This is a genomic window from Nocardioides sp. P86, from assembly GCF_023712465.1.
Classification (GTDB): domain Bacteria; phylum Actinomycetota; class Actinomycetes; order Propionibacteriales; family Nocardioidaceae; genus Nocardioides; species Nocardioides kribbensis.
Genome location: NZ_JAMAYE010000002.1, coordinates 1,274,605 through 1,297,617 on the forward strand (window position 1 = coordinate 1,274,605; position 23,013 = coordinate 1,297,617).

The window sequence follows — 23,013 nt, forward strand, 5'->3', positions numbered from 1 at the left end:
GTTCACCGATCCAGCGAGGTGACGGTGACGCCTCGGCGGGCTCGCCGCAGTCGCGCACGGAGATCGGCGTGCTGGGGCATGCGGCCGGGTCGTGGGTGACGGCTGAGGGCATGTGCGAGGGGTGGGAGAACCGGGACTGCCCCCGATTTGGTTGACGCTTAGCGGTTGGGTTTTCAGGCCGCTTCTGCGGCCGCGTAGATCATCTCAAACTCGACGGGCGTGAGCCTGCCGAGGCCGCGCTGGCGACGGCGGCGGTTGTACTTCGTCTCGATCCAGCGGATCATCTCGAGCCGCAACTCCTCGCGGGTGTCCCACCTTCGGGCGTTGAGGACGTTCTTCTGCAGCAGGCTGAAGAAGCTCTCCATGCTGGCGTTGTCGCCGGCGCCGTAGGAGCGGCCCATCGACCCGACCAGGCCGTTGTTGGCCAAGAGCTGCTGGGTGCGCTTGGCCCTGAACTGGCCGCCTCGGTCCGAATGGCACACCGTTCCGTGCGGGCTGCGCAGCGCGATCGCGTTCCTCATCGCGGCCTGCGCCAGCGACGACTTCATCCGTGAGTCGATGGAGTAGCCGACGATCTTGTTGGAGAAGACGTCCTTGATCGCGCAGATGTAGAGCTTGCCTTCGCGGGTGGGGTGTTCCGAGATGTCCCAGAGCCACACCTTGTTCGGGCCCTCGGCAACGAACTCGTGCCGCACCACGCCGTGCTCGTCGACGACCGCGAGGAGATCGTCGTGCGGCGCGGGGCCGGTGGAGCCGGCCTTCGAGCGCTTCTTATGATGACTGGCGGTGATCCCGGCGATCCGGCACAGCCGGTGGACACGGTTCTCCCCGACGGTGATGCCGTGCTCGTCGGCAAGTTCGTCGGTGAGGAACCTGTAGCCCAACGTCGCGTCATCACCATGAAGGTCGTAAAGCACGTCGATGAGGTGGGCGTCGTCCCAGTCACGCTGACAGACCGGGTCTTTGAGCCACTTGTAGTACCCCTGGGTCGACAAGCCCAGGACCCTGCACGCCACCGCGACCGGCACCCTGATCAGGGCACCGGTCGCGGCCATTTCACGGACGAGCGGGAAGACTATTTCCCCGACAGGTTTGCCTGGGACAGATACGCAGCAGCGCGCCGCAGGACTTCGTTCTCCTGCTCCAGCAGCCGGATCCGCTTGTTCGCCTCGCGCAGCTCCTTGCGGTCGTCCTCGGTCATGCCGGGACGCTTGCCGTCCTCGATGTCAGCGCGCTTCATCCAGTTCGACAACGTGCCTTCGGAGATGCCGAAGTCCTTCGCGATCTGCGCCAGCGACGACTGACCCTGGCGGGCCACTCGCACGACGTCGTCGCGGAACTCCTTGGGATAGGGCTTTGCCACGGGGACATCCTTCCAGCGAGGACGGATCCTCACAGGTCAGGTGTCAACCGAACTCGGGGCAGTCCCGCGTGCGCGACTGCAACAGCCGTTCCCAGTCCGAACCGTCCGGACCGTCAGCAACCAACTACCGAGAAAGAAGAACCCAGCTGATGGCCAGCAACACCCACGAGGACAGCCAGATCGCGCCCGCCGACAGCGACGCCAGCGCCAGCACCACAGCGGATCTGCTCGTCCTGCTCAACGACGACTGGGGCTCTCCCGAGGAGGTCAACATCGCAGAGTTGGTCCAGCTCCACCCCAACGCGCTCGCACAGCTCGACGCGGCGTTCAAGCGCCACCACTGGCTGGTGACGACCAGCGGTGCCGGCGCCCTGCTCAACCGCCACAGCCGGCTCACCAGCCGCGGTCGCAGGCGCGAGAACGTCGACGGCGCGACGTTTTACGCACTCATGCTCACCGCCATCTTCGCCACCCAGCAGGCAACCGTCGAGCAGATGTACGCCGTGACCCGGACCCTCCCGCTCAAGACCCGCCTGGAGTACGGATTCGCTACAACGACAGGAGGCCGATTGATCGAGAAGTTGTCCAGGAAGGACCTGCACAACATCAACGGGGCAATCGGAACGCATCTCGACCCGGTGCGCATCCCGCTCACCAAGGCTGAGCAGGACCCGCCGGAGGAGGCGCGCGCGCAGGTCATCGCGACCCGCCGCACGGAGCGACTCGCAGCACTCGCCGAGATCCGGACCTCGATGCTGCGAGCCACTCACCTGGTAGCGATCGATCACGGCACCTACGCCATCGACGACACCGCGATCTGGGGCTGGCGCAAGGCAACCAGGACCGCACCCGCCGAGGTCGACGTTCCGAGCCGCCCCCTGAGTGATGAAGACACCCACATGCCGGGAACCGCGCAGCGCGGTGAGGACCCCACCAAGCACGCCGCGACCGACACGCCGGACCTCGTGATAGACGGACGCACTCGCACCGACGCCGCCTGGGGAGTGAAGACCGGCAAGAACGGCAAGGACACCAGCTTCTCCGGATACAAGGCCCACGTCATCGTCAACACCAACGACCCCAAGCGCCGCGACGCGCTGCCCATCCTCATCTAGGCCCTGGAACTCACACCCGCCAGCCAGGGCATCGTCGACGTCTCCCTCCGGCTCATCGACGAGATTCGCGAGCGCGCTCGGTTCACCAGTCTCCTCGGTGATCGCCACTACAGCTACAAGAAGTTCGACCGTTGGGCCATCCCTTTGTGGCGGCGCCGGATCAACCAGGTCCTCGACCACCGCAAGGACAAGCCCGGCGCAGTCGACCGCTGGGGTGCGAAGATCATCGACGGCCGGCCGCACTGCCCCGGGATGTCGCGGATCCTCGAGCGCCTGGTCCCCTCGGACGACCCCGCGGAGCGGGACACGTTCCACCGGCAGATCGACGACCGCAAGAACTTCGCTCTTCGCATGGTGAAGGGCCCACTCGCCTCCGAAGCCGCAGTCAACGCCGGCGAGGAAGATCCAAAGGTAGGCGTGACCCGCTGGCAGTGCCCCGCCGTCGCCGGCGCAGTCGGATGCCCCCTACGCGCCGGCACCATGGAGGTAGCGCGCGAGCTCGGTCTGCCAACCGTCCCCGAAGCACCGACCGAAGAAGACGCGCCTCGGTGCTGCACGCAGAGCACCATCCAGATCGAGGCCGACGACGCCATGAAGTACTTCCAGGAGAAGTACTGGGGCGGCAAGGAGTGGACCCAGCTCTACGCACTCCGCTCCGCGGTCGAGGGCGTTTTCGGCAACCTGAAGAACTACGGGACCGAAGGAGTCCGCCGGGGCTTCTACCAGACCGACGGCATCCACATGTTCACCCTGGCCGTGACCGCCGCAGCCGCCTGCTACAACATCCGCACCCTAGAGAAGTTCTTCCGCGAGCAGGGACAGCGCCTCGCCCACCCGCTCATGAACCACCCCCTCGATGGTGCCATCCTCGAGAACGTCCTCCTCGAGGGCGACGAAGTACGCGAGTACATCGAGCGCCACCAGCTCGCTGCCGCCTGAGGACCCCGCTAAATGACGAAGGACCCTGACCGACCGGTCAGGGTCCTTCGTCGTTGCAGGCCCAAGAGCCGCCCAGAACCGCTCCTCATTTCAGGGAACAGTTCCGGGCGATTTCAAGGAACCCCTCGTGGTGGAGCTGGCGGGAATCGAACCCGCGTCCTCGAGCGTCGAACCAGGTCTTCTCCGGGTGCAGTCTGCGATGTCGCTTTTCTCGGCCCCGGCGCTCGCGCAGACGCGTCGCCGACAGGCCCAGTCAGGATTGAGTCCCGATCAACCCCCCTGACAGGAGTTGAGCAGCAAGTCTCCTAGATGACGCCAGGGTCCGGGACGGAGACGGATGCCCGGTCTGACGCTTCGATCACCGCTCAGGCGGCGAGAGCGAAGGAACTGCGCTTAGCGTTGGCAGTTATTGGTTTCCAGCGATCGTTTACGAGATGACGCTGGCTCCTCGACCCGCTTCCCCTGGGACTAACGTCCCAAGTCGAAACCGATCAGCCCCTCTTGAGTTGTGGTGCTCGTCCATCCTAGCGCGCCCGCGCCGCCGGTTGTTCCCGGCGGCGTCGGGCGCGGGGCCGCTCAGCCGCCCGTGCCCTCGAGCAGGTAGTCGCGCACGGGGGTCGCGAGGTCCTCGTCGCCCTCGAGCTCGGTCTCGTTGCCCCCGCTGGAGACGACCGCGGCCTGCTCCTCGCCGTCGTCGCAGGAGCCCTCGAGCAGGCCGACCCGGGCGTCGTTGACCGAGAACACCAGCGCGATCGCCGGGTCGGTGTCCTGGATGCAGACCTCCTGGTCGGTCTTCTCGAAGCGGCCGACCGACACGCCCTCGGGGAAGTCGGCCTGGGCGTTGAAGTCCTCCGCGGAGTCGTAGCCGCCCTCGGGCGCTTGCTGCTCGAAGAGCACGGTGATGAGGTCGACGTAGTCCTGGCCGGTCGCCTCGGCGCCGGAGTCGTCGCCGGAGTCCCCCGCGGGCTCCGAGGCGTCCTCGGAGGAGGACTCCGAGGTGGAGGCGCTGGCGTCGCCCTCCGGCTCGACGGAGTCGTCGGACCCGCCGCAGGCGGTCAGCGACAGCGCCATGACGGCGGCGGGGACGAGGGCGAGCGTGCGGCGCACGGCGGAGCGGGAGGTCATGGTGTCCTTCGGATCGGGTCAGGGCGCGGTACGACGCCCCACGCCCACTGTCCCACCCGCTGTCCCCGGTGGTGGAGGAGGGAGCCCCAGCGTCCCCGGTGGTTGAGGAGGGAGCGCCAGCGACCGTCTCGAAACCACCCTCACGCGACAGCAGAACCCCCTCCACAGATCCACCGGCAGACTAGTCATCGAATGTCTGTTCGAATAAACTAGGCGCATGCTCCTCGACCTCGACACCACCGGCGCCGTGGTCGACATCGAGTCCCTCGACGCCGACGACGTCCTGGAGTACGCCGCCGACACCGCCCGCTCGGTGCGCGCCGCCGAGCGTCGCACCCTGCGGGTCATGGCCCGCTGGGGTGCGCTGAACCCGGACCGGGCCTACGCGTGGTCGGTGCCCGGCATGATCCGCCACGGCCTGGACGAGTTCGCGGCTGAGCCGTTGGCCTTGGCGTTGGAGATGTCGCCGGTCAACGCCGGCTGCAACCTCGCCGAGGTCATGGAGCTGGTCCACCGCCTGCCCCGCATCTGGGCGATGGTCGACGACCTCACCCTCCCCGGCTGGCGGGCGCGACGCATCGCCTCCCAGACCCAGGTCCTCAACGACACCGGGGCCGCGTTCGTGGACCGCAAGGTCGCCGCCCTCGGCCCCCGCGTGCAGAGCCTGGGGGCACGACGGATCGAGCTGTTCGTCGCCGAGGCAGCCGCCAGGCACGACCCCCACGCCCAGACCGCCCTCGAAGAACGAGCACGCGGTGGGTGGAACGTGCGGGTGACCCACGACATCGACCGCGGCTCCGCCTCCGGCACCTCCTGGCTCGAGGCCACCGGCGACACCCAAGACCTCACCCGCTTCCACGACCTCATCTGCGCCACCGCCGCGGAGCTCGGCCGCCATCAGACCTCGTCGGGGGCGGTGGTGGAGTCGCTGGAGGTCCGCAAGGCCCGCGCCATCGGCGTCATCACCGACCGCGCCCAAGGATTGACCGCACTGGACTCGGTGGAGCCCACGACGGCGAAGGAGCGGGTGGTCTACCTCCACCTGCGCCCCGAGGACCTCGCACGCGCCGAGACCCTCGCCGCCCTCGACACAGCCTGCACGAGTAGGGAAGAACCAGCGCCGGAGGAGCCCCCGCCACCCGCCGAGGCCCCGGCCGAGGAGCCCCCACCCGACCCCCGGGACCTGCCCGCCCCGGATTCCGAGGACGACTCCGAGCCCCCTGCAGCAGCGCCTGCAGGCCTCGCGGCGGCCCCGGTGGCTGAGGAGCGAGCGCAGCGAGCGTCTCGAAGCCAAGCCCCGGCCACCGACGAACAGCCCGCGGACGAGCACCCTGCGGACGAGCAGCCTGCGGGCGACCCCTACCGCACCACCGGACCCGCCCTACGCCCCACCCCGGTCCACCGCCACCACGAGACCAGCCACCTGTCCCAGATCGACCGCACCGGCCCACCACCGGGCACCGCAGTCGTCGAAGGCCTCGGGGTGGTCTCCACCACCACCCTGCGCCGCTGGCTCACCCACGCCAAGGTGTTCGTGAGACCCGTCATCGACCTCGACCCCACCACCGCCGGCGCCGTCGACCGCCACGACCCACCACCCTGGATGCGCGAACACGTCACCATCCGCGACCCCCGATGCGTGTTCCCCGGCTGCACCGTGCCCTCACGCCGCTGCGACCTCGACCACATCACCCCCTACCGACCCCTCGACCACGGCGGGAAGCCCGGCCAGACCCACCCCTCCAACCTCGCGCCGCTGTGCCGCCACCACCACCGGTTGAAGACGACCGGCTCGAAGGGCAGCCCACCCTGGAGCTACCACCGGCATCCCGACGGCACCTACACCTGGACCAACCCCCACGGCTGGACCACCCTCGTCCGCGCCGGGTGACTCAGGCCGGACCGAGCAGCCGCATCCCGTTGTGCCAGCACACGTCGCGCAGCCAGTCCTCGCCCAGGTCGAGGCGGGCCAGCGACTCCAGCTGGTGGGCATAGGGGTAGGGGATGGTCGGGAAGTCGGTGCCGAGCAGCACCCGGGGCTGCAGGTCGCGCAGCCGCTCGGTGAGCCCGTCGGGGTAGTCGGTGTCCCAGAAGTCGGTGAAGACCATGGTGGTGTCGAGGTGGACCCGCTCGTGGCGCGCGGCCAGGTCGGCGAAGTCGAGGTAGTCCGGCGCCCCGAGGTGTGCGGCGACCACGGTGAGCCGGGGGTGGGCCGCCAGCAGCCGCGCCATCGGCGCGGGTCCGGTGAAGTCGTTGCCGACCGGTGCGTGGCCGGCGTGCACCACCACGGGTGTGCCGGCGTCCTCGAGCGCGCCCCACGCCGGGGTCAGCAGCGGGTCGTCGAGGTCGAACTCCCCCACCTGCACGTGCACCTTGAACACCTCGACGCCCGCCTCGATCGACGCGGCGACGTAGTCGCCGACCTCGGGCTCGGGGTAGAAGGTGGCCGACCACAGCGACTCCGGCACGTCGCGCTTGAAGCCCGCGGCCCAGTCGTTGAGGAAGCCGGCGATGCCGGGGCGGTGGGCGTAGGGCAGCGTCGAGAAGCGACGCACCCCCATCTCGCGCAGCAGCGCGACCCGCTCCTCGACGGGCAGGCGGTAGCGGATGGGCCAAGGCCTGCCGATCTTCGGACCGGCGGCGTCGAAGACGGCGTGGACCTTGCGCTCCACCGGGGGCGCGAGGAAGTGGGTGTGCACGTCGTACAGCCCGGGCAGGCCGAGACCCTCCCAGAACGCGCGCACCGGCGCGACGTCAGTCACGCATGCCCTTCATCCGGCGACCCACGGCCTGCTCGGTCTCGCGCACGGCCTGCCGCTCGGCGAGCGCGTGGCGCTTGTCCCAGGTCTTCTTGCCCTTGGCGGTGGCGATCTCGACCTTGGCCCGGCCGTCGAGGAAGTACAGCGACAGCGGCACGATCGTCAGGCCCTTCTCCGAGACCCGCCGCTCGATCTTGTCGATCTCGACCCGGTTGAGCAGCAGCTTGCGCTTGCGGCGCGCGGAGTGGTTGGTCCAGGTGCCCTGGGAGTACTCCGGGATGTGCACGCCGTGCAGCCACGCCTCGTCGTGGTCGATGTCGACGAAGCCGTCCACGAGCGACGCGCGCCCCTGGCGCAGCGACTTCACCTCGGTGCCGACGAGCACCAGGCCCGCCTCGTAGACGTCCTCGATGAGGTAGTCGTGAAGCGCCTTCTTGTTCTGCGCGATGAGCTTGCGCCCCTGCTCCCTGGCCATCCGTCCATTGTCCCAGGTCGGGTCAATCGGGTTGCGGTCACATCCAGGTCATGGGGTCCACGGCGTTGCCGTTGACCAGCACGGTGTAGTGCAGGTGGCAGCCGGTGGACCACCCGGTGTCGCCGACGTAGCCCACGATCTCCCCGGTCGAGACCCGGTCGCCGACGTCCACGCGGTAGCTGGAGGCGTGGTTGTAGACCACGGTGAGGTTCTTGCCGTTGACCTGGCCCAGGTTGACGTAGAGCCGGTTGCCGTAGACCGAGGAGTAGTACTTCGAGATCACGGTGCCGTCGCCGGAGGCGCGCATGCCCTCGCCGCAGGCGACGCCGAAGTCGGTGCCGTCGTGCAGGCTGTAGTAGCCGTAGATGGGGTGGGTGCGCATCCCGAAGGGCGAGGTGACCGGGCCGGTCACCGGCGGCAGCAGGAAGCCGTCGGCCGACGCCGAGACGCTCGTCCCGCGCGAGGCACGCGCAGCCTCCATGATCTGCTGCTTGATCCGGGCCTCCTGGTTGCGCAGCCGCGAGAGCAGCGCGCGGTCCTTGGCCAGCGCCGCCGACGCCTCGCGCCGCGCGTCGAGGCGTACGGCGACCTTGTCGCGCACCTTCTCGCGCCCGGCCACGGCCTGGGCGGTGAGGGCGCGCATGGTCGCGAGGTTGGCCGCGGCCGCCTCGCGCTGCTGCGCCACGTCGTCGCGGGCCTCGGAGAGCTGGTCCTCGCGCACCTGGAGCAGGACCTCGGCGGCGTCGAGCTCGTCGTAGACCTCGGTCTGGTTGCTCGAGATGACGCGGTCGGTCTGCTGCTGGCGGGTGAGGTCGCCCAGGGAGCCGGAGTTCATCAGGGCCGTGAGCGACATCAGCTGCGGGTCGCCCTGCTGGTAGAGCTCGTTGACCGAGTCGGTCACCTCGGTGCGCTGGTCCGCGAGGGCCTGCTGGCCCTCGGCGAGGTCGCTCTCGGCGGTGGTCAGCCGGTCCTCGGCCTTCGCCAGGGCCTCGGCCATCTCGGCGTCGCGCTCGCGCGCCGCGTCGAGCCGCTCGCGCACGGCGGCGAGCTCGGCGACCGCGGCGTCCAGCTCGGCCTGGGCGGCGTCGAGGGCGCCCTGGGCCCGGCGCATCGCGGCGCTGGTCTCGTCGAGCTCGTCGTGGGCGCGCTCGATCTGCTTCTCGACCTGCTTCTGCTGGTCCTGGAGGTCGTCGTCTGCCTGGGCGAATGGGACGGCCACGGCGCCGGTCGCCAGCGCTGAGGTCGCGAGGACCAACGCCAGGCGACGGCGGGCGGCGCTGGGGAAGGAGCGCACGTCATGCCTTCGACTGATCGGGGACTGCTCGGGGAAGAGAGCGGGTCGACGGTAACCCGCCGGGCTCAGACCTTGAGGTATTTGCGCGTCAGCAGGAGTGTCGGCAGCAGGGTGAGCACCGGCCCGAGGACGGCCACGACGGCCACGGTCAGCAGGTAGTCGTCGACGCCCACCCACGGGATGAAGCCCAGGTAGTCGGTGAACCGCTGCTCGACGCCGAAGTACATGAACGCCCCCAGCGAGACGACCGAGAGCCCCACCGCGACCAACGCGGTCACCACCGCCTCGAGCAGGAACGGCAGTGCGATGTAGGCCGTCGAGGCGCCCACCAGGCGCATGATCCCGATCTCCTTGCGTCGGGCGAAGGCCGCCAGCCGGATCGTGTTGGCCACCAGCAGCAGAGCGGCCACGACCAGGAACACCGCGACCCCGAGCGAGCCGACCTGCATCGCGGTCATGATCTTGAGCAGCGGCGCGATCACCTCCCGCTGGTCGCGCACGTTGGCGACGCCGTCGAGCCCGACGATCTCGCTGGTGATGCCCTGGTACTCGTCGCGGTCCTTGAGCGTGATCCACAGCGACTCGGCCAGGTCGTCCTCGGTGAGGATCGCGTTGGGCCCCTCGAAGCGGTCGGCCTCGTCGGGCCCCAGCAGCTCCTTGGCCTTGGCGAAGGCCGTGGCCTGCGACTCGAAGTAGTAGGACTCGACCTCGGGGTTGGCCTCGACGACCCGCTCGATCTCCTGCTTCTGCTGGTCGGTCACGGCGCTCTGACAGTTCGGGTCGGGGTCGTCGGAGCGGCACAGGAAGGCGGTGATCTGCAGCTCGCTGCCCCACTGGTCGACGGCCTTCTCGGCCTGGGCGCGCACCAGCAGTCCCAGTCCGACGAGGGTGAGGGACACGAAGAGGGTGAGGATCACCGCCAGGTGCATGGAGAGGTTGCGTCGCAGGCCCTGGCCGAGGTTCGAGAAGACGTAGCGCATGAGGGGAGGGAGATCTCCTGAGGTGGTCCGGGCCGCGGCCCGGGGGTGTGTCGGTCCCGGAGGGACAGGTCAGTGCTGGAAGCCGTAGACGCCCTGGGCGTGGTCGCGGATGACCCGGCCGTCCTCGAGCTCGATGACGCGCTTGCGCATCTGGTCGACGATGCCGTGGTCGTGGGTGGCCATGACCACCGTGGTGCCGGTGCGGTTGATCCGGTCGAGCAGCTTCATGATCCCGACCGACGTGGTCGGGTCGAGGTTGCCGGTCGGCTCGTCGGCGATGAGGATCATCGGCCGGTTGACGAAGGCGCGGGCGATCGCGACGCGCTGCTGCTCACCGCCGGAGAGCTCGTCGGGCATGCGGTCGGCCTTGCCCTCGAGACCCACGAGCTCCAGCGTCTCCGGCACCGTCGAGCGGACCTCGGAGCGCGACTTGCCGATCACCTCGAGGGCGAAGGCGACGTTCTCGGCCACCGACTTGTTCTGCAGCAGCCGGAAGTCCTGGAAGACGGTGCCGATCTGGCGCCGCAGCCGCGGCACCTTCCAGCCCGCCAGACGGTTGATCTCCTTGCCGGCGACGTAGACGCGACCGTCGGTGGGCCGCATCTCGCGCAGCACCAGGCGCAGGGCCGTGGACTTGCCCGAGCCCGAGGCGCCGACGAGGAAGACGAACTCGCCCTTCTCGACGTCGACGCTGACCTGGTCGAGGGCGGGCGCGCCCGTGCCGGGGTAGGTCTTGGTCACCTTCTCGAAGCGAATCACCCGCAGGAGCGTACGCCAGGGCACCACCCGCGTGGGGACCTCGACGCCCGCCCCGGCGACGCTCGTATCGTGGCTCACATGACCGTCTCCGGCCGCCCCCTCCCGGGTCGCACCGCCACCGCCGCCCGGCTGGGCGCCACGGCGCTCGCCCTCGTCGTGGCCCTGACCGCGTGCACCGGCGGCGACGACGCGCCCGCTCCGAGCGAGCCCACGCCGTCGGCGTCGCCGGCCCCGCCGGCGGGCCTGGCCGACCTCGACACCACGACCCTGGCCGTGACCCGCGGCGACCTGTGCCCGACCGTCGACCCAGCGGCGGTCGAGGACGCGCTGGGCGGGGCGCCGGCCGACGCGGAGTCCTACGCCAACGGCCAGCGCGTCGAGCTGACCGGGGGCGTGCGCGACGTCGCCCACGAGTGGAGCTGCACCTGGAGCGGCGCGGGCCGCGAGGCGGCGCGGGCCTGGGTCTTCGCTCCCCCGGTGCCGAAGGACCGGGCTCGGCAGCTGGCCCGCACGCTGGCCACCGCCGACGGCTGCGCCCGCCCGCGGCAGGCCGAGCAGTACGGCGCCCCCTCGCTCGGCCTGGTCTGCGAGGCCGGACCCGTCACCCGCGTCCAGTACGCCGGCCTCTTCGGCGACGCCTGGCTCTCCTGCTCGCTGACCCTCCCGCGCTCCACCGAGCGGGCCGACCTGCTCGAGCGCGGCAGCCGCTGGTGCGCCGCCGTGGCGCTGGCCGGCTCCGCCACCTCCTGACGTCCACGCTGATCTCCACGCTGACCTCCCGCCCGCGGGAGCCAACGGATCCGGGCGAAGCCGCCCGCGGGAGGGTCCCGCGCGACTAGCCTCCCGGCGGGAGGGAGACCCGTCATGTCGCTGCGCCACCACGCCCGGCCCGGTCCACGCCGCACGATCGTCGCGACGCTGGCCGCGCTCGCCTGCCTCGGCGGCACGCTCGCCGGGGCCGGCGCCGCGCCGGCCCCCGCGGTCGCCCCCGACCCGGCGTCCCCGGCGCCCGACACCTCCCGGCTCCTCCCCGCCCCGGCGGGCGGCGAGCGCGCCGTGCGCCTGCTGGGCGGGCGTCTCGAGGAGGCCGCGGAGCGCAACGACCTCACCGCCGCCGCGCTGGTCGACCTGCTGACCGGCGACCCCACGGTCCGCGTCGACGAGCGCGGCCGGGTCCTCTTCCGCGACCTCGACCCGCACCGGCCCGAGCCCGCCGAGGCCCCCGACGCCGCCCGCGAGGCGCAGGCCCTCGCGGCCCCCTTCCCCGACGACCAGACCTTCGCGCTGCACAGCCTCCCCGGCTCGCGGCGCACGATCTACCTCGACGTCGACGGCGGCACCGTGGCCGGCACGGCGTGGAACGACGCGTCCTTCCCCGACGGCGCCGTCACCGGCTACGACCTCGACGGCGACCCGTCCACCTTCTCCCCCGCCGAGCGCGCCGTGGTGCAGGTCGTGTGGCAGCGCGTCGCCGAGGACTTCGCGCCCTTCGACGTCGACGTCACCACCGAGGCGCCCCCACCCGGTCGCATCGACCGCTCCGGGGAGGCCGACCAGGAGTACGGCACGGTCGCCATGATCACCGGCGACCCCCGCGCCCACGCCGCGATCTGCGGCGACCCCGGCTGCACCGGCGTGGCCTACCTCGACGTCTTCGACGCCACCCGCAGCCACGCCCGCTACCAGCCCGCCTGGGCCTTCACCGCCTACTACGACGACGTCGCCAGCATCGCCGAGACCGTTTCCCACGAGGTCGGCCACACCCTCTCGCTGCACCACGACGGCTGGGGCACCGAGGACTACTACGGCGGCCACGGGCTCTGGGGCCCCATCATGGGCTCGACCGGTCGCCCGGTCGTCCAGTGGAGCCAGGGCTCCTACGCCGGGGCCACCACCACCGAGGACGACCTGGCCCTCATCGCCACCCACGGCCTGCCGCTACGCGCCGACGAGGCCGGGGCCGACATCGCCACCGCGGCCGCCGCGCCGCCCGCGGGGCCGGCGTACGTCACGACGCGTGAGGACGTGGACGTGTTCGCGCTCGGCCCGTGCACCGGGCCCGTCTCCGTCACCGGCGCGACCGCGCTGGCCAGCCCCGACCTCGACCTCGAGCTGAGCCTCCTCGACGCCTCGGGCGCCACGCTGGCCACGGCCGACCCGCTGGTGCAGTCGGTGCAGGGCCGGCTGACCGGGATGGGGGCCACCGTGTCGCTGGCGGTCACCGACGAGCCGCTGTGGGTGGCCGTCGACGGCGTCGGCGCCGGCGGCTGGAGCACGGGCTACGACGACTACGGCAGCCTGGGCTCCTACGTGCTGTCCGTGCTCGGGGACTGCGCCGCCGGAGCGCAGCAGCCCGACCCCGACCCGGTGGAAGTCACGGCACCGGGAGCGCCCGCGGTCGACGGGGTCCGGCCCGGCCGGTCCGGGCGGCCGCTGACCCTCGCGGTGCGCTGGACGCCGTCGGACGACGACGGCGGCTCAACGGTGACCGGGTGGCGGGTCACCGCCCAGCGCCTCGACGGCGACGGTGCCGTGGTGCGCAGCAGCACCGGCCCGCTGCTCGCCCCCGAGCGCCGGCGCACGAGCCTGCGGCTCGGCGCGGGGCGCTACCGCCTCGCGGTGACGGCGCTCAACGCGCAGGGCGCGAGCCCGCTCAGCGCGTGGTCCCGCGTGGTGCGGCCGCGCTGAGCGGTCGGGCGATCAGTTCTCGTCGGCCTTCTCGCTGCCGCGGCGCCAGCGGATGCCGGCCTCGAGGAAGCCGTCGAGGTCGCCGTCGAAGACCGCGGAGGGGTTGCCCGACTCGTAGGTCGTGCGCAGGTCCTTCACCACCTGGTAGGGGTTGAGGACGTAGTTGCGCATCTGGTCGCCCCACGAGGCCTGCACGTCGCCGCGCAGCCCGTCGAGGTGCGCCTTCTCCTCGGCCTTCTTCAGCGCCAGCAGCTTGGCCTTGAGCACCACCATGGCGCTGGCCTTGTTCTGCAGCTGGCTCTTCTCGTTCTGGCACGACACGACGGTGCCGGTGGGGATGTGGGTCAGCCGCACCGCGGAGTCGGTGGTGTTGACCGACTGCCCGCCCGGGCCGCCGGAGCGGTAGACGTCGACGCGGATCTCCTCGTCGGGCACGTCGATCTCGTCGGTCTGCTCGAGCACGGGCACGACCTCGACCGCGGCGAAGGAGGTCTGGCGGCGGCCCTGGTTGTCGAAGGGGCTGATCCGCACGAGGCGGTGCGTGCCGGCCTCGACGCTGAGCGTGCCGTAGGTGTAGGCCCCGTGGACCGCGAAGGTGGCCGACTTCAGCCCGGCCTCCTCGGCGTAGGAGGTGTCGAAGACCTCGACGGGGTAGCTGTGCTGCTCGGCCCAGCGGGTGTACATGCGCAGCAGCATCTCGGCGAAGTCGGCGGCGTCGACGCCGCCGGCGCCGGCGCGGATGGTCACCAGCGCCTCGCGCGCGTCGTACTCGCCGTTGAGCAGGGTGCGGACCTCGAGGCCCTCGACCGCGGCCTTGATCTTGCCCAGCTCGCGCTCGGCCTCGGCCAGCGAGTCGGCGTCGCCCTCCTCCTGGCCCAGCTCCGCGAGGATGCCGAGGTCCTCGATGCGGCTCTCCAGGGCGGCGAAGCGGTCGACCTGGCCCTGGAGGTCGGAGAGGCGACCCGTCACGCGGGTCGCGTTGGACTGGTCGTCCCAGAGGTCGGGCGCCGCCACCTGCTCGGCGAGGTCGGCGATCTCCTTGTGCATGGCGCCGATGTCGAGCACCTGCTCGATGGTGCGCATCGTCGCCTGGAGCTGCTTGATCTCGGTGTCGTAATCGGGTCCTGCCACGGGCCCAGGGTACGTCCCCGGGCGAGCGGGGCCTACTTGCGACCGAAGACCTGCGCGACGTACCAGGTGCCGTCGTCGTCGGTGCGCGCCGCGAGGCCGAGCAGGCGGTAGGACGGCTCGAGGATGTTGGCGCGGTGCCCGGGCGAGTCCATCCACGCCGCGACGACCGCCTTGCCGCCGGCGTAGCCGTAGGCGACGTTCTCCCCCACGCTGCGCAGGCCGCAGTCGGAGAGGATCGGCTGCAGGTCCTGGTGGGCCATGGTCTCGTTGGCCGCCATCCAGCGGGCCTGCTTCACGGCGTACTTCTGCACGCACTTCTGGCGCTTCAGGGCGACCAGGTCGCGCTCGGTGCGCTCACCGTTGGTGTGGCGCACGGCGGCGCCCTGGTAGCGCTGCTGGGCCTCGGCGCCGGCGGCCACGGCCGGTCCAGGCGCCGCCACCAGGGCGGCGAGCACGGCGGGCGCGGCCACGAGGGCGGCCAGGCGGGAGATGGTCGGGGCGGGGGTCCGAGAGTTCACGCACCCCACCGTACGACGAACCGGGCGGGTCGTCCCGGGGTCGGGATACGCCATCCTGGCGATGCGCGCCGGTCCCGGCCTGGTGCAGGCTCGGGCTGGTGCGCCTCTTCCCACAGACCTCCACGGCCCGCGGGCCGCTCTCCCCTGCCCTGCTCGCCCTCGCCGCCCTGACCGCGATGCTCGCGCCGCTGGTGGCGACCACGCCCCAGCCCTCCCCCGCCGCGGCGGCCGAGCCGCGTCGGGCCGGCTGCGTCGAGGCCAGTGGCCCCTTCCACGTCGGCACCACCACGGTCACCGTGAGCTCGCGCGGCCGCGACCTCCCGGCCACGGTCGCCTACCCCGCGACCTCCGACGGCGCCGGCGCGACGCCGGTGTGCCGGGTCTCCCCGCTGGTCCTGGCCGGCCACGGCTCGGGCGGTGACGGCGCCTCGGCCGCCGCGCTGCACGGCTACCTCGTCGAGGCCGGCTACGTCGTGGCCGCGCCGACCTTCCCCGGCGGCTTCGACATCGCCGGCTACGCCAAGGACGTGCGACGCACCCTCACCACGGTCCGCGCCGTCTCCGACCGCTCCGGCGGCCTGCTCTCGGGCCGCGTCCGCCAGGGCGGCCCGGTGGGCTACATCGGCACGTCGATGGGCGCCATCGTCGGTCTGGCGCTGGTCGACAGCGAGCAGCGCGACGGCCGCATCCGTGCGGTCGTGGCCAAGGCCGGCACGTCCTTCGACCCCTCGTTCCGCCCCGTCGGCGGGCCGCCGCTGCTCATGCTCAACGGCGACGCCGACACCGTCATCCCCTACGCCGGCGCCCGCGAGACCTACCAGCAGGCCCGCCGCACCAAGGGCCTCATCACCCTCAGCGGGGTCGGCCACGACCTCGACACCGGCGGCGACCCGGTGCTGCGCACGACCAGCACCGCGTTCCTCGACCGCTTCCTGCGCAGCCGCGACCACGCCCTGGGCCGCCTGCAGCGCATCGTGTCCGAGTCCGAGGTGGCCAGCCTGCGCAAGCGGTGGTGAGCGCCTTAACGTAAAGGCGTGATCTCCCACCTCGCCCGCCGGGCACGCCTCGTGACCCTGGCCGTCGGCGCCTCCACTGTCGTCGCCACCTGCCTCGTCGCCCCCGCCGGGGCGCAGGCACCGAGCGGGGCCTGCGCCGAGCCCACGCTCCTCGGCACCGCCGGTGACGACCGCCTCGTGGGCACCGAGGGACCCGACGTCATCGACGCCGGCGACGGGCAGGACGTCGTCGACGGCCTCGGCGGCGACGACGTGATCTGCGGTGGCGCGGGCGGCGACCGGCTCGACGGCGGCGCGGGCGACGACGTGCTGCTCGGCGGTCTCGACGGGTACGTCGACGCCCCCGAGCCCTACGGCCCCTACCGCATCGGCGACGTGCTGGTCAGCGGACCGGGCGACGACGTCCTCGACGCCGGGCCCGACCCGCGCTCGGGCGAGCCCCTCGACGTGGTCACCTTCGAGGGCTCCGCCACCGCCGTGACCGTGGACCTCGGGGCGGGCACGGCCCTCGGCGAGGGCGAGGACCGGCTGGTCGGGCCGTGGGGGCGCGTGCGCCTCTCACCCCACGCCGACGTGCTGCGCGGGTCCGACGGCGTCGACGACGTGCAGGGCGAGGGCGGCGGTGACCGTCTCGCCGGTGGCCCGGGCGACGACCGGCTCAGCCTCCAGGGCGAGGTGGGCCCGGCCGATCCCGCCACGCTCGCCGGCACCGTGCGCGGCGGGGGCGGCGACGACCTCCTCGTCGGCGCCGCGGGGGCCGACCTGCTCCTCGCCGGGCCGGGCGCCGACCTGGTCGTGGCGTGGGCCGGCGCCGACGACGTCGACGGCGGTCGGGGCCGGGACGTGCTGCGCGGCCTCGCCGGCGACGACCTACTGGACGGCGGCCCCGACCGTGACACCGCCGCGGGCGGCCCGGGTCGCGACCGTCTCGTGTCGGTCGAGGTGCGCCGTTGATGGTGGCGAGCCTGGGGCTCAGCCGATGCTCGCCACCGCCGACCCGGTCGCGCCGACCACGGCGCCGCCGGGCGAGCCCGGGATGCTGAGCGGCAGGTCGAGGGGCGCACGGAGCTCGACGGTGACCTCGTCGCTGCCGGGAGCCACGCTCACCGCGACGGCGAGCCCGGGGTACTCGGCGTAGGCGCCCACCTGCTGCAGGTAGGCCTGCACCGCGCCGCGCGCCGTGGCCTCGGTGAGCCGCAGCCGCTCCCCGCCGAGGCCGTCGGTGTAGACCTGCTCGCCGTCGCCGGCGCGGTCGGCCGCGGTCAGCGCGGCCCCGTCGGCGAGGGTGTTGAGGCCGGAGCGGTGCAGGTAGGCCGCGGTCGCGTCGACCACCGCCGCCACGCCCATCAGCAGGACGAAGGCGAAGCCGATGACCAGCAGGCTGATCTGCCCCGACTCGTCCTGGCCGCGCGCCCTCACGACCCCGCCTCCTGGTAGCGGCCGATCGGCACCGTGTGGCTGGCGTCCAGGGCGAAGCTGGGCGCTCCCCCGCCCAGGGCGTCGGGCAGCAGCGGCAGCCGCACGCCGGAGTCGACGCGCACGGTCACGACCGAGCCCGGGCTGTGGCAGTCGGGGCTCGGCACGCAGCTGACGGCGACGTCGACCCTGACGTCCTCGAGTCCCTGGTCGGCGAGGGCCTGCCGGGCGGCGGCCTCGGCCCGTTCCCTGCCGGTGGCGTCGTCGGGGGCCAGGGCGAAGGCCCGGCCCGCGGCGCGGGCGGCCTCGCTCACGCCGAGCGCCCCGCGTTGCACCTCGAAGACGCTGAGCACGATCCACACGATCGGCACCAGCAGCAGGACGCCGAGCCACACCAGCTCGACGAGCGCACTGCCCGCGTCCTCGTCCGTCCCGCGGCGCCGGCTCACGGGGTCGCCCCCTCCACGGTGGGTTCCTCGACGGCGTGGCCCGCGACGTCGAGCTCCACGGCCGGGCCGCCGATGCCGAGCGCCGGCACCCGCGCCGTCACCGTCACCCGGTACGCCGGGGCCCCGTCGAGCAGCACCCGCTCGACCCGCACGTCCTCGGCGTACCGCGCCGCGACCACGCCGGCCACCTGCTCGCGCGCCGCCGCCGCCCCGTCACCGCCGTCGGCGTCGGCGGTCGCGGCGATCCGGGCACCGTCGGCCGCGGCCGCGGCCAGGGTGTTGCGCACGAAGAGGGTCAGCGAGACCTGGAGGACCCCCAGCACCACCGGCACGAGCACGACCAGCACCAGGACGAAGTCGACGACCGCCGAGCCGTCCTCCCGCCGACCCACTACTTCACCGAGTTCAGCGCGTCCCGCAGCAGGGCCGTGAGCTGGTCGCGCGCGACCGCCGACAACGCCACCACCAGGCCCGCGGTCATGACGGTCACCAGCACCCAGCCCGGCACGTCACCGCGGCCGTCGCGCCGGCCACCCGGAGGGGCCAGCCGCAGCCGCAGGAGGAGGTGCAGGCGGAGGAGGAGCAGGGGCACAGTGGTCACAGGGGGTTCCTTTCCGAGAGGTCGAGCGCCGGGTCAGGGGGCGACCAGGCTGAGGCCCACGACACCGGGCCAGAAGGCGAAGAGCACGGTCACGGGGAGCACGAGGAAGACCACCGGCACCATCATCAGCACCTCGCGGCGCGCCGCCGACTCGATCAGCTCGCGACGCCCCGCCTCCCTCACGTCGGCCGCCTGGGCGTGCAGCACGTCGGCGAGGGGGGTGCCGCGCTCGACGGCGACGGCGATGCCCTGGGCGAAGCGTGAGACCAGCGGCAGCCCGGTGGTCGCCGCGAGCCGGTCGAAGGCCGCGCCCACCGGCTCGCCGGTGCGGATCTGGGCGAGCACGGCGGCGAGGTCGGCGCTCAGCGCTCCCCCGCTGCGCCGCACCACCCGGTCGAGGGCCCCCACCGGGCTCTCCCCTGCGGCCACGGCGAGCGCGAGGAGCTCCGCGAGGGTGGGGAACTCCTCCAGCACCTGTCGCTCCCGCGCGGCGACCTGCGCGGAGAGGCGGTTGTCGCGGGCCAGCACGCCGAGGGCGAAGGCGATCACGCACAGCAGCGCCGACCGCGGGGCGCCCGTGGGGTCCGACAGCGCCTGGAGCAGGCCCCACGCCGCGGCGACGGCGAAGCCGCACAGACCCCACAGCACCTGCTCCACCCGGAACTCCTGCACGGAGGAGTCGAGGGCGGCGCGCTCCAGGCGCCGACGCACCGAGGTGGCTCCGCCGAGCACCCGCTCGACGGTGGCGGCGAGGCTGCTCACCAGCGGCCCGAAGACCTGTCCCACCACGGTGCTCGACCGGCCGGCGGCCCCACCCGGACGAGCGGCGGCGGTGCCTGCGACCTGTGGCAGGTCGCGCACGTAGGGCAGCACGCGCGGCTCGAGCTGTGGGCGTCGCACCGCACGCACCCTCGCGAGTGTCAGGAGCAGACCAGCCCCCGCCACCGCGCCCAGCACCGCGCCCCACCAGGCCGGCGTCACGACAGGATCCTCCGCTCCGTGGGGAGCCTCCCGATGCGCATCATGACCCGGTAGGCGACGACGCAGGTCACGGCGCCGATGCTCAGCACGACCACGCCGGCCGGCGAGGCGTAGCGTCGGATCACCTCGGACTGGAACGACATCAGGAGCAGCACCAGCCACGGTGCCGCCACCGCGAGTCGGGCGCCGTTCACCGTCCAGGCCTGACGCGACTGCAGCTCGGAGCGGGTGCGCGCGTCCTCGCGCAGGTAGCCGGACAGGTTGCGCAGCAGCCGCCCGAGCTGGCCCCCGCCGACCTCCCTGGCGACCCGCAGGCCCTCGACGACCCGGTCACCGACGGGGTCGGCCAGCCGGGCCTTGAGCCGGTCGAGGCAGTCGCCGAACCTCCCGGTCACCTGGTAGTCGAGCGCGAACTGCGCGAAGGCGTCGCGCAGGGGCTCCGGGCCCCGCGTGGCCAGGTTGGCGAGGGCGTCGGGCAGCGAGAGCCCGGCGCGCACCGCGCTGGCGAGGTTGTCCACCGCCTCGGGCCAGACCTCGGCGAGCTCCGCCTGCCTGGTCCGTGCCCGCCCCGCGACGACGGCCACGGGCAGGTAGGCACCGAGCACACCGAACGCCAGCGAGACCGGCAGGGTGCGTGACGCCACCTGCACGACCAGGGCCGCGACCGACCCGAGCACGAGGCACAGGACGACGAACGCCGTGACCGACACGTCGGCGAGACCCGCCCTGGCCAGCAGGGTCTCGACCCGGCCCGCGCGCGGCGGGCCGGGGGCGGCGGCGCGCGGCGAGGTGAAGGCCGACCAGACGAGCAGGAGTCCGACGCCGAAACCGAGCCCGACGAGCGCCCCCATCAGGACCGCCGCCCGTAGCCGGCGCTCTCGTCCCCCGCCAGCAGCGCTCGCACATCGATGCCGGCCCGCTCGAAGAGCTCCGGCCGCGGGGCCGACCCGTGGGCGCGGCGCAGCTCCCCGCCCGAGCGCAGGAACACGGGCTCGGTCTCGATCACGTCCTGCTCCACCCTCCCGGGCACCCCGACGATCTCGTTGACCCGCCGTACCCCGGCGCCGTCGATGCCGAGATGGACCACCAGGTCCACCGACGACGCCACGGTCGGCACGACGAAGCGGGCCGAGATGTTCTCCCCCGCCAGGAGTGGGAGGGTGCACATCTTCACCAGCGCCTCGCGGGCGCTGTTCGCGTGCAGGGTGCACATGCCGGGCAACCCGGCGTTGAGGGCGAGGAGCAGGTCGAGGCACTCCTCCGCACGCACCTCTCCCACGATGATGCGGCTCGGTCGCATGCGCAGGCTCTCCTTGACCAGGTCGCGCAGCCGGATCTCACCGGTGCCCTCGAGGCCCGCCTGACGGGTCTGCAGCGGCACCCAGTCGGGGTGGGGGAAGCGCAGCTCGTAGACCTCCTCGGCGGACACCACCCGATCCCCGCCCGGGATGGCCGCGGCCAGGCAGTTGAGCATGGTCGTCTTGCCGGCCTGGGTCCCGCCGGCGACCAGGACGTTCAGCCCTGCGCGCACCGCCGCCTCGAGGAACGTCGCGGCAGGGGCAGTGAGGCTCCCGAGCTCCACGAGGTCATCGAGCCGGGCGGCACGCAGCACGAACTTGCGGATGTTGACCGCCGAGAAGCCGCGTGAGATCCCCTCGAGCACCACGTGCAGGCGGTGGCCCTCGGGCAGCATGGCGTCCACGAAAGGGCTGCTGACGTCGATCCGGCGGCCGCTGGACTTCAGCATCCGTTCCACCAGCTCGGTGACCTGCCCGGGCGACAGCATCAGGTTGGTGAGCTCGTGGCGCCCGTTACGAGCGACGAACACGCGGCTGGGGTCGTTGATCCAGACCTCCTCGACACTCGGGTCGTCGAGGAAGGGCTGCAGCGGGCCGAAGCCGGACACACGCGCGACGAGCTCCCCGACCAGGGCCTCGACGTCGGCCACGGGCGCCACCGCGCCGGTGAGGCTGCGCTCGTCGTGGTCACGCACCACGCCCTCGGCGATGCGCCGGACGACCGCGGAGTCACGCTGGGGATCGACCCCCTCGCGGCGCACGAGCGAGCGCACGTCGACGTCGAGACGCTCCATCAGCTCGTCGTGCGCGGTGCTCTGCGCCATGCGTGTCTCTCCCGTCCCGAGGAGGAGTGAGGTAGGCACCCGGTGCGCCTACCACCACGGTAGGTATGACGGAGTGTTACCGCGACGGGGTGTCCCCAAACTGTGGAGAACGTCGGTCGGGACTGGTGGGACAGCAGTGACGGACGAGGTGAGCGTCAGTCGCCGAGCTTGCGCTCCAGCGCCGCAGCCCGCTCCGCGGCGTCGGTGAGCTCGTCGGCGTCGATGGCGTGCGTGCGGTGGAACCACTCGAGCGCGTCCTTCTCGCGACCGGCCGCGACGAGGGTGTCGGCGTAGGCGTAGCGCAACCGCACGACCCACGCGGCACGCGACTTGTTGTTCAGGGGCGCGAGCTCGAGGGTCCGCAGCGCGGCGTCGAACTGCTTCATGTCACGTCGGGCGCCGGCCTCGACGATCGTCATCTCGGCCTTCGCCTCGGGGGCGAAGTTGACCACCGACGGGCTCTTGGCCAGCTTGAGGGCCTGCTCCGGCTGCTTCAGCGCCCGGTGGCAGTCGGCCATGATCGGCAGGTACGCCGTGGCCCCGTTCATCCGCTTGGCAGCGCGCAGCTCCGCCAGCGCCTCGGAGTAGTGGCCGGCGGCGTAGGCCGCCTCCCCGGCCGCCTCACGCACCACGGCGAGCCGCGGGGCGCGGGCGCGTGCAGCCAGGGCGTGCCGGTACGCCGTCTCCGGGTCGTCCTCGATCATGAGACCGGCCGCGGCCAGGTGGCGGGCGATCCTCGAGGCCAGCTTGTCCGGCAGCCCCTTGAGCTGGTTGGCCACCGAGCGGTCGAGCTCGGCCCCGGTGATCTCGTCCGGGAGCTCCGGGCCGTCGTACTCCGCCTGCGAGGCGGTACGAGGCTCCTGCTGGCGATCAGCCGGGCGCTTCCAGTCGCTCTTGCGACCAGGGCGGTCACCCTGTGCACGCTGGGGCCCGCCGCTGCGACCGCCGGACGCCGAGCGACCGCGGCCCCCCGCGGAACCGCCCTGACTCGATCCACCTTGAGCAGAGCGCCCCTGGCCCGATCCTCGCTGGTCACTGCTGCGACCCCCGCTGCGTGCGGGGCGCTGGTTACCGCGTCGCTCGTCGGCCACGGGGGTCACTCTCCTCGGTGTAAATGTCGTAGAGGCCACCCGAAGGTGGCCTCTACGAAGTGTATGTCCGGCGGCGTCCTACTCTCCCACAACCTCTCGGTTGCAGTACCATCGGCGCTGAAAGGCTTAACTTCCGGGTTCGGGATGGGACCGGGTGTTTCCCTTTCGCTATGGCCGCCGTAACTCTTGCG

At 72.4% G+C, this 23,013-nt stretch carries 24 protein-coding genes, 1 rRNA gene and 1 other RNA gene; 7 read left to right on the forward strand and 19 right to left on the reverse strand.

Annotated features, from left to right (window positions below):
• Positions 1 to 173 precede the first annotated feature (173 nt).
• A protein-coding gene (locus tag M3673_RS13410; RefSeq protein ID WP_374108200.1) for an IS3 family transposase occupies positions 174 to 1,363 on the reverse strand; the annotation gives its coding sequence in 2 pieces (ribosomal slippage) (positions 174 to 1,078 and positions 1,078 to 1,363; 1,191 coding nt in all).
• A gap of 149 nt (positions 1,364 to 1,512) precedes the next feature.
• Here M3673_RS13410 and M3673_RS13415 point away from each other — a divergent pair.
• Both M3673_RS13415 and M3673_RS13420 read left to right on the forward strand, forming a co-directional pair.
• Complete coding sequence (locus M3673_RS13415; RefSeq protein ID WP_251534265.1) at positions 1,513 to 2,478, forward strand: hypothetical protein; 966 nt, start codon at positions 1,513 to 1,515, stop codon at positions 2,476 to 2,478.
• Positions 2,479 to 2,730: 252 nt separating this feature from the next.
• Entirely contained in the window at positions 2,731 to 3,417 is a 687-nt protein-coding gene (locus M3673_RS13420; RefSeq protein WP_251534267.1) for a hypothetical protein, read from the forward strand.
• Positions 3,418 to 3,545: 128 nt separating this feature from the next.
• Here M3673_RS13420 and ssrA read toward each other — a convergent pair.
• Together ssrA and M3673_RS13430 are read right to left on the reverse strand one after the other, a co-directional pair.
• Positions 3,546 to 3,916: a transfer-messenger RNA gene (ssrA, locus tag M3673_RS13425) on the reverse strand.
• Between the two features lie 77 nt (positions 3,917 to 3,993).
• The gene (locus tag M3673_RS13430; protein WP_251534269.1) at positions 3,994 to 4,542 is read right to left on the reverse strand and encodes a hypothetical protein; all 549 of its coding nucleotides are present in this window, start codon (positions 4,540 to 4,542) and stop codon (positions 3,994 to 3,996) included.
• Positions 4,543 to 4,759: 217 nt separating this feature from the next.
• Here M3673_RS13430 and M3673_RS13435 point away from each other — a divergent pair, with 217 nt between their 5' ends.
• Entirely contained in the window at positions 4,760 to 6,433 is a 1,674-nt protein-coding gene (locus M3673_RS13435) for an HNH endonuclease signature motif containing protein (RefSeq protein ID WP_251534271.1), read from the forward strand.
• Position 6,434: 1 nt separating this feature from the next.
• On the opposite strand, the gene M3673_RS13440 is transcribed toward M3673_RS13435, so the two are convergent.
• From M3673_RS13440 to ftsE, 5 genes are all read right to left on the reverse strand, one after another.
• Positions 6,435 to 7,304 (reverse strand): amidohydrolase family protein, encoded by an 870-nt coding sequence (locus M3673_RS13440; protein WP_251534273.1) that lies wholly within the window; start codon positions 7,302 to 7,304, stop codon positions 6,435 to 6,437.
• The gene (gene smpB / locus M3673_RS13445) at positions 7,297 to 7,776 is read right to left on the reverse strand and encodes an SsrA-binding protein SmpB (protein WP_251534275.1); all 480 of its coding nucleotides are present in this window, start codon (positions 7,774 to 7,776) and stop codon (positions 7,297 to 7,299) included. Before smpB ends, M3673_RS13440 begins: the two co-directional genes overlap by 8 nt.
• 37 nt (positions 7,777 to 7,813) lie before the next feature.
• Positions 7,814 to 9,070 carry a M23 family metallopeptidase gene (locus M3673_RS19690; RefSeq protein ID WP_251534277.1) on the reverse strand — a complete coding sequence of 419 codons (1,257 nt, stop codon included), beginning with the start codon at positions 9,068 to 9,070 and terminating at the stop codon, positions 7,814 to 7,816.
• Between the two features lie 65 nt (positions 9,071 to 9,135).
• Positions 9,136 to 10,050: a permease-like cell division protein FtsX gene (gene ftsX / locus M3673_RS13455; protein WP_251534279.1), complete on the reverse strand. Its 915-nt coding sequence runs from the start codon at positions 10,048 to 10,050 to the stop codon at positions 9,136 to 9,138.
• Between the two features lie 69 nt (positions 10,051 to 10,119).
• Entirely contained in the window at positions 10,120 to 10,809 is a 690-nt protein-coding gene (ftsE, locus tag M3673_RS13460) for a cell division ATP-binding protein FtsE (RefSeq protein ID WP_056864531.1), read from the reverse strand.
• Between the two features lie 78 nt (positions 10,810 to 10,887).
• Between ftsE and M3673_RS13465 the strand changes: the two genes are divergently transcribed.
• Positions 10,888 to 11,559 (forward strand): hypothetical protein, encoded by a 672-nt coding sequence (locus tag M3673_RS13465; RefSeq protein WP_251534281.1) that lies wholly within the window; start codon positions 10,888 to 10,890, stop codon positions 11,557 to 11,559.
• A gap of 114 nt (positions 11,560 to 11,673) precedes the next feature.
• Entirely contained in the window at positions 11,674 to 13,497 is a 1,824-nt protein-coding gene (locus M3673_RS13470) for a hypothetical protein (protein WP_251534283.1), read from the forward strand.
• 12 nt (positions 13,498 to 13,509) lie between these two features.
• Here the strand turns inward: M3673_RS13470 and prfB are convergent, their stop codons facing one another.
• A complete protein-coding gene (prfB, locus tag M3673_RS13475; RefSeq protein WP_056863612.1) occupies positions 13,510 to 14,628 on the reverse strand; it encodes a peptide chain release factor 2 in 1,119 nt (372 codons plus the stop codon).
• 32 nt (positions 14,629 to 14,660) lie between these two features.
• Entirely contained in the window at positions 14,661 to 15,146 is a 486-nt protein-coding gene (locus M3673_RS13480; RefSeq protein WP_251534284.1) for a CAP domain-containing protein, read from the reverse strand.
• A 98-nt stretch (positions 15,147 to 15,244) separates the two neighbouring features.
• On the opposite strand from M3673_RS13480, the gene M3673_RS13485 reads away from it, so the two are divergent.
• On the forward strand, positions 15,245 to 16,162 hold the full coding sequence (locus tag M3673_RS13485) for an alpha/beta hydrolase (RefSeq protein ID WP_251534286.1): 918 nt from the start codon (positions 15,245 to 15,247) through the stop codon (positions 16,160 to 16,162).
• An 18-nt stretch (positions 16,163 to 16,180) separates the two neighbouring features.
• Positions 16,181 to 17,116, forward strand: a complete 936-nt coding sequence (locus M3673_RS13490) for a calcium-binding protein (RefSeq protein WP_251534287.1) — start codon at positions 16,181 to 16,183, stop codon at positions 17,114 to 17,116.
• A gap of 18 nt (positions 17,117 to 17,134) precedes the next feature.
• On the opposite strand, the gene M3673_RS13495 is transcribed toward M3673_RS13490, so the two are convergent.
• The 9 genes from M3673_RS13495 to rrf form a co-directional block, all read right to left on the reverse strand.
• The gene (locus M3673_RS13495; RefSeq protein WP_056863608.1) at positions 17,135 to 17,581 is read right to left on the reverse strand and encodes a pilus assembly protein TadG-related protein; all 447 of its coding nucleotides are present in this window, start codon (positions 17,579 to 17,581) and stop codon (positions 17,135 to 17,137) included.
• Positions 17,578 to 18,027: a hypothetical protein gene (locus M3673_RS13500; protein ID WP_251534289.1), complete on the reverse strand. Its 450-nt coding sequence runs from the start codon at positions 18,025 to 18,027 to the stop codon at positions 17,578 to 17,580. Before M3673_RS13500 ends, M3673_RS13495 begins: the two co-directional genes overlap by 4 nt.
• Entirely contained in the window at positions 18,024 to 18,419 is a 396-nt protein-coding gene (locus M3673_RS13505) for a TadE/TadG family type IV pilus assembly protein (protein ID WP_193661500.1), read from the reverse strand. Before M3673_RS13505 ends, M3673_RS13500 begins: the two co-directional genes overlap by 4 nt.
• Positions 18,419 to 18,628, reverse strand: coding sequence for a hypothetical protein (locus M3673_RS13510; protein ID WP_251534291.1), 210 nt, complete (start codon positions 18,626 to 18,628; stop codon positions 18,419 to 18,421). The genes M3673_RS13505 and M3673_RS13510 overlap by 1 nt, the downstream gene beginning before the upstream one ends.
• Before the next feature lie 33 nt (positions 18,629 to 18,661).
• The gene (locus M3673_RS13515; RefSeq protein ID WP_251534292.1) at positions 18,662 to 19,528 is read right to left on the reverse strand and encodes a type II secretion system F family protein; all 867 of its coding nucleotides are present in this window, start codon (positions 19,526 to 19,528) and stop codon (positions 18,662 to 18,664) included.
• A gap of 77 nt (positions 19,529 to 19,605) precedes the next feature.
• Positions 19,606 to 20,460 carry a type II secretion system F family protein gene (locus M3673_RS13520; RefSeq protein WP_251534295.1) on the reverse strand — a complete coding sequence of 285 codons (855 nt, stop codon included), beginning with the start codon at positions 20,458 to 20,460 and terminating at the stop codon, positions 19,606 to 19,608.
• Positions 20,460 to 21,731 (reverse strand): CpaF family protein, encoded by a 1,272-nt coding sequence (locus tag M3673_RS13525; protein WP_251534297.1) that lies wholly within the window; start codon positions 21,729 to 21,731, stop codon positions 20,460 to 20,462. Before M3673_RS13525 ends, M3673_RS13520 begins: the two co-directional genes overlap by 1 nt.
• Positions 21,732 to 21,886: 155 nt before the next feature.
• Positions 21,887 to 22,510: a hypothetical protein gene (locus M3673_RS13530; RefSeq protein ID WP_251534299.1), complete on the reverse strand. Its 624-nt coding sequence runs from the start codon at positions 22,508 to 22,510 to the stop codon at positions 21,887 to 21,889.
• A 377-nt stretch (positions 22,511 to 22,887) separates the two neighbouring features.
• A 5S ribosomal RNA gene (gene rrf / locus M3673_RS13535) occupies positions 22,888 to 23,004 on the reverse strand.
• Positions 23,005 to 23,013: the final 9 nt, after the last annotated feature.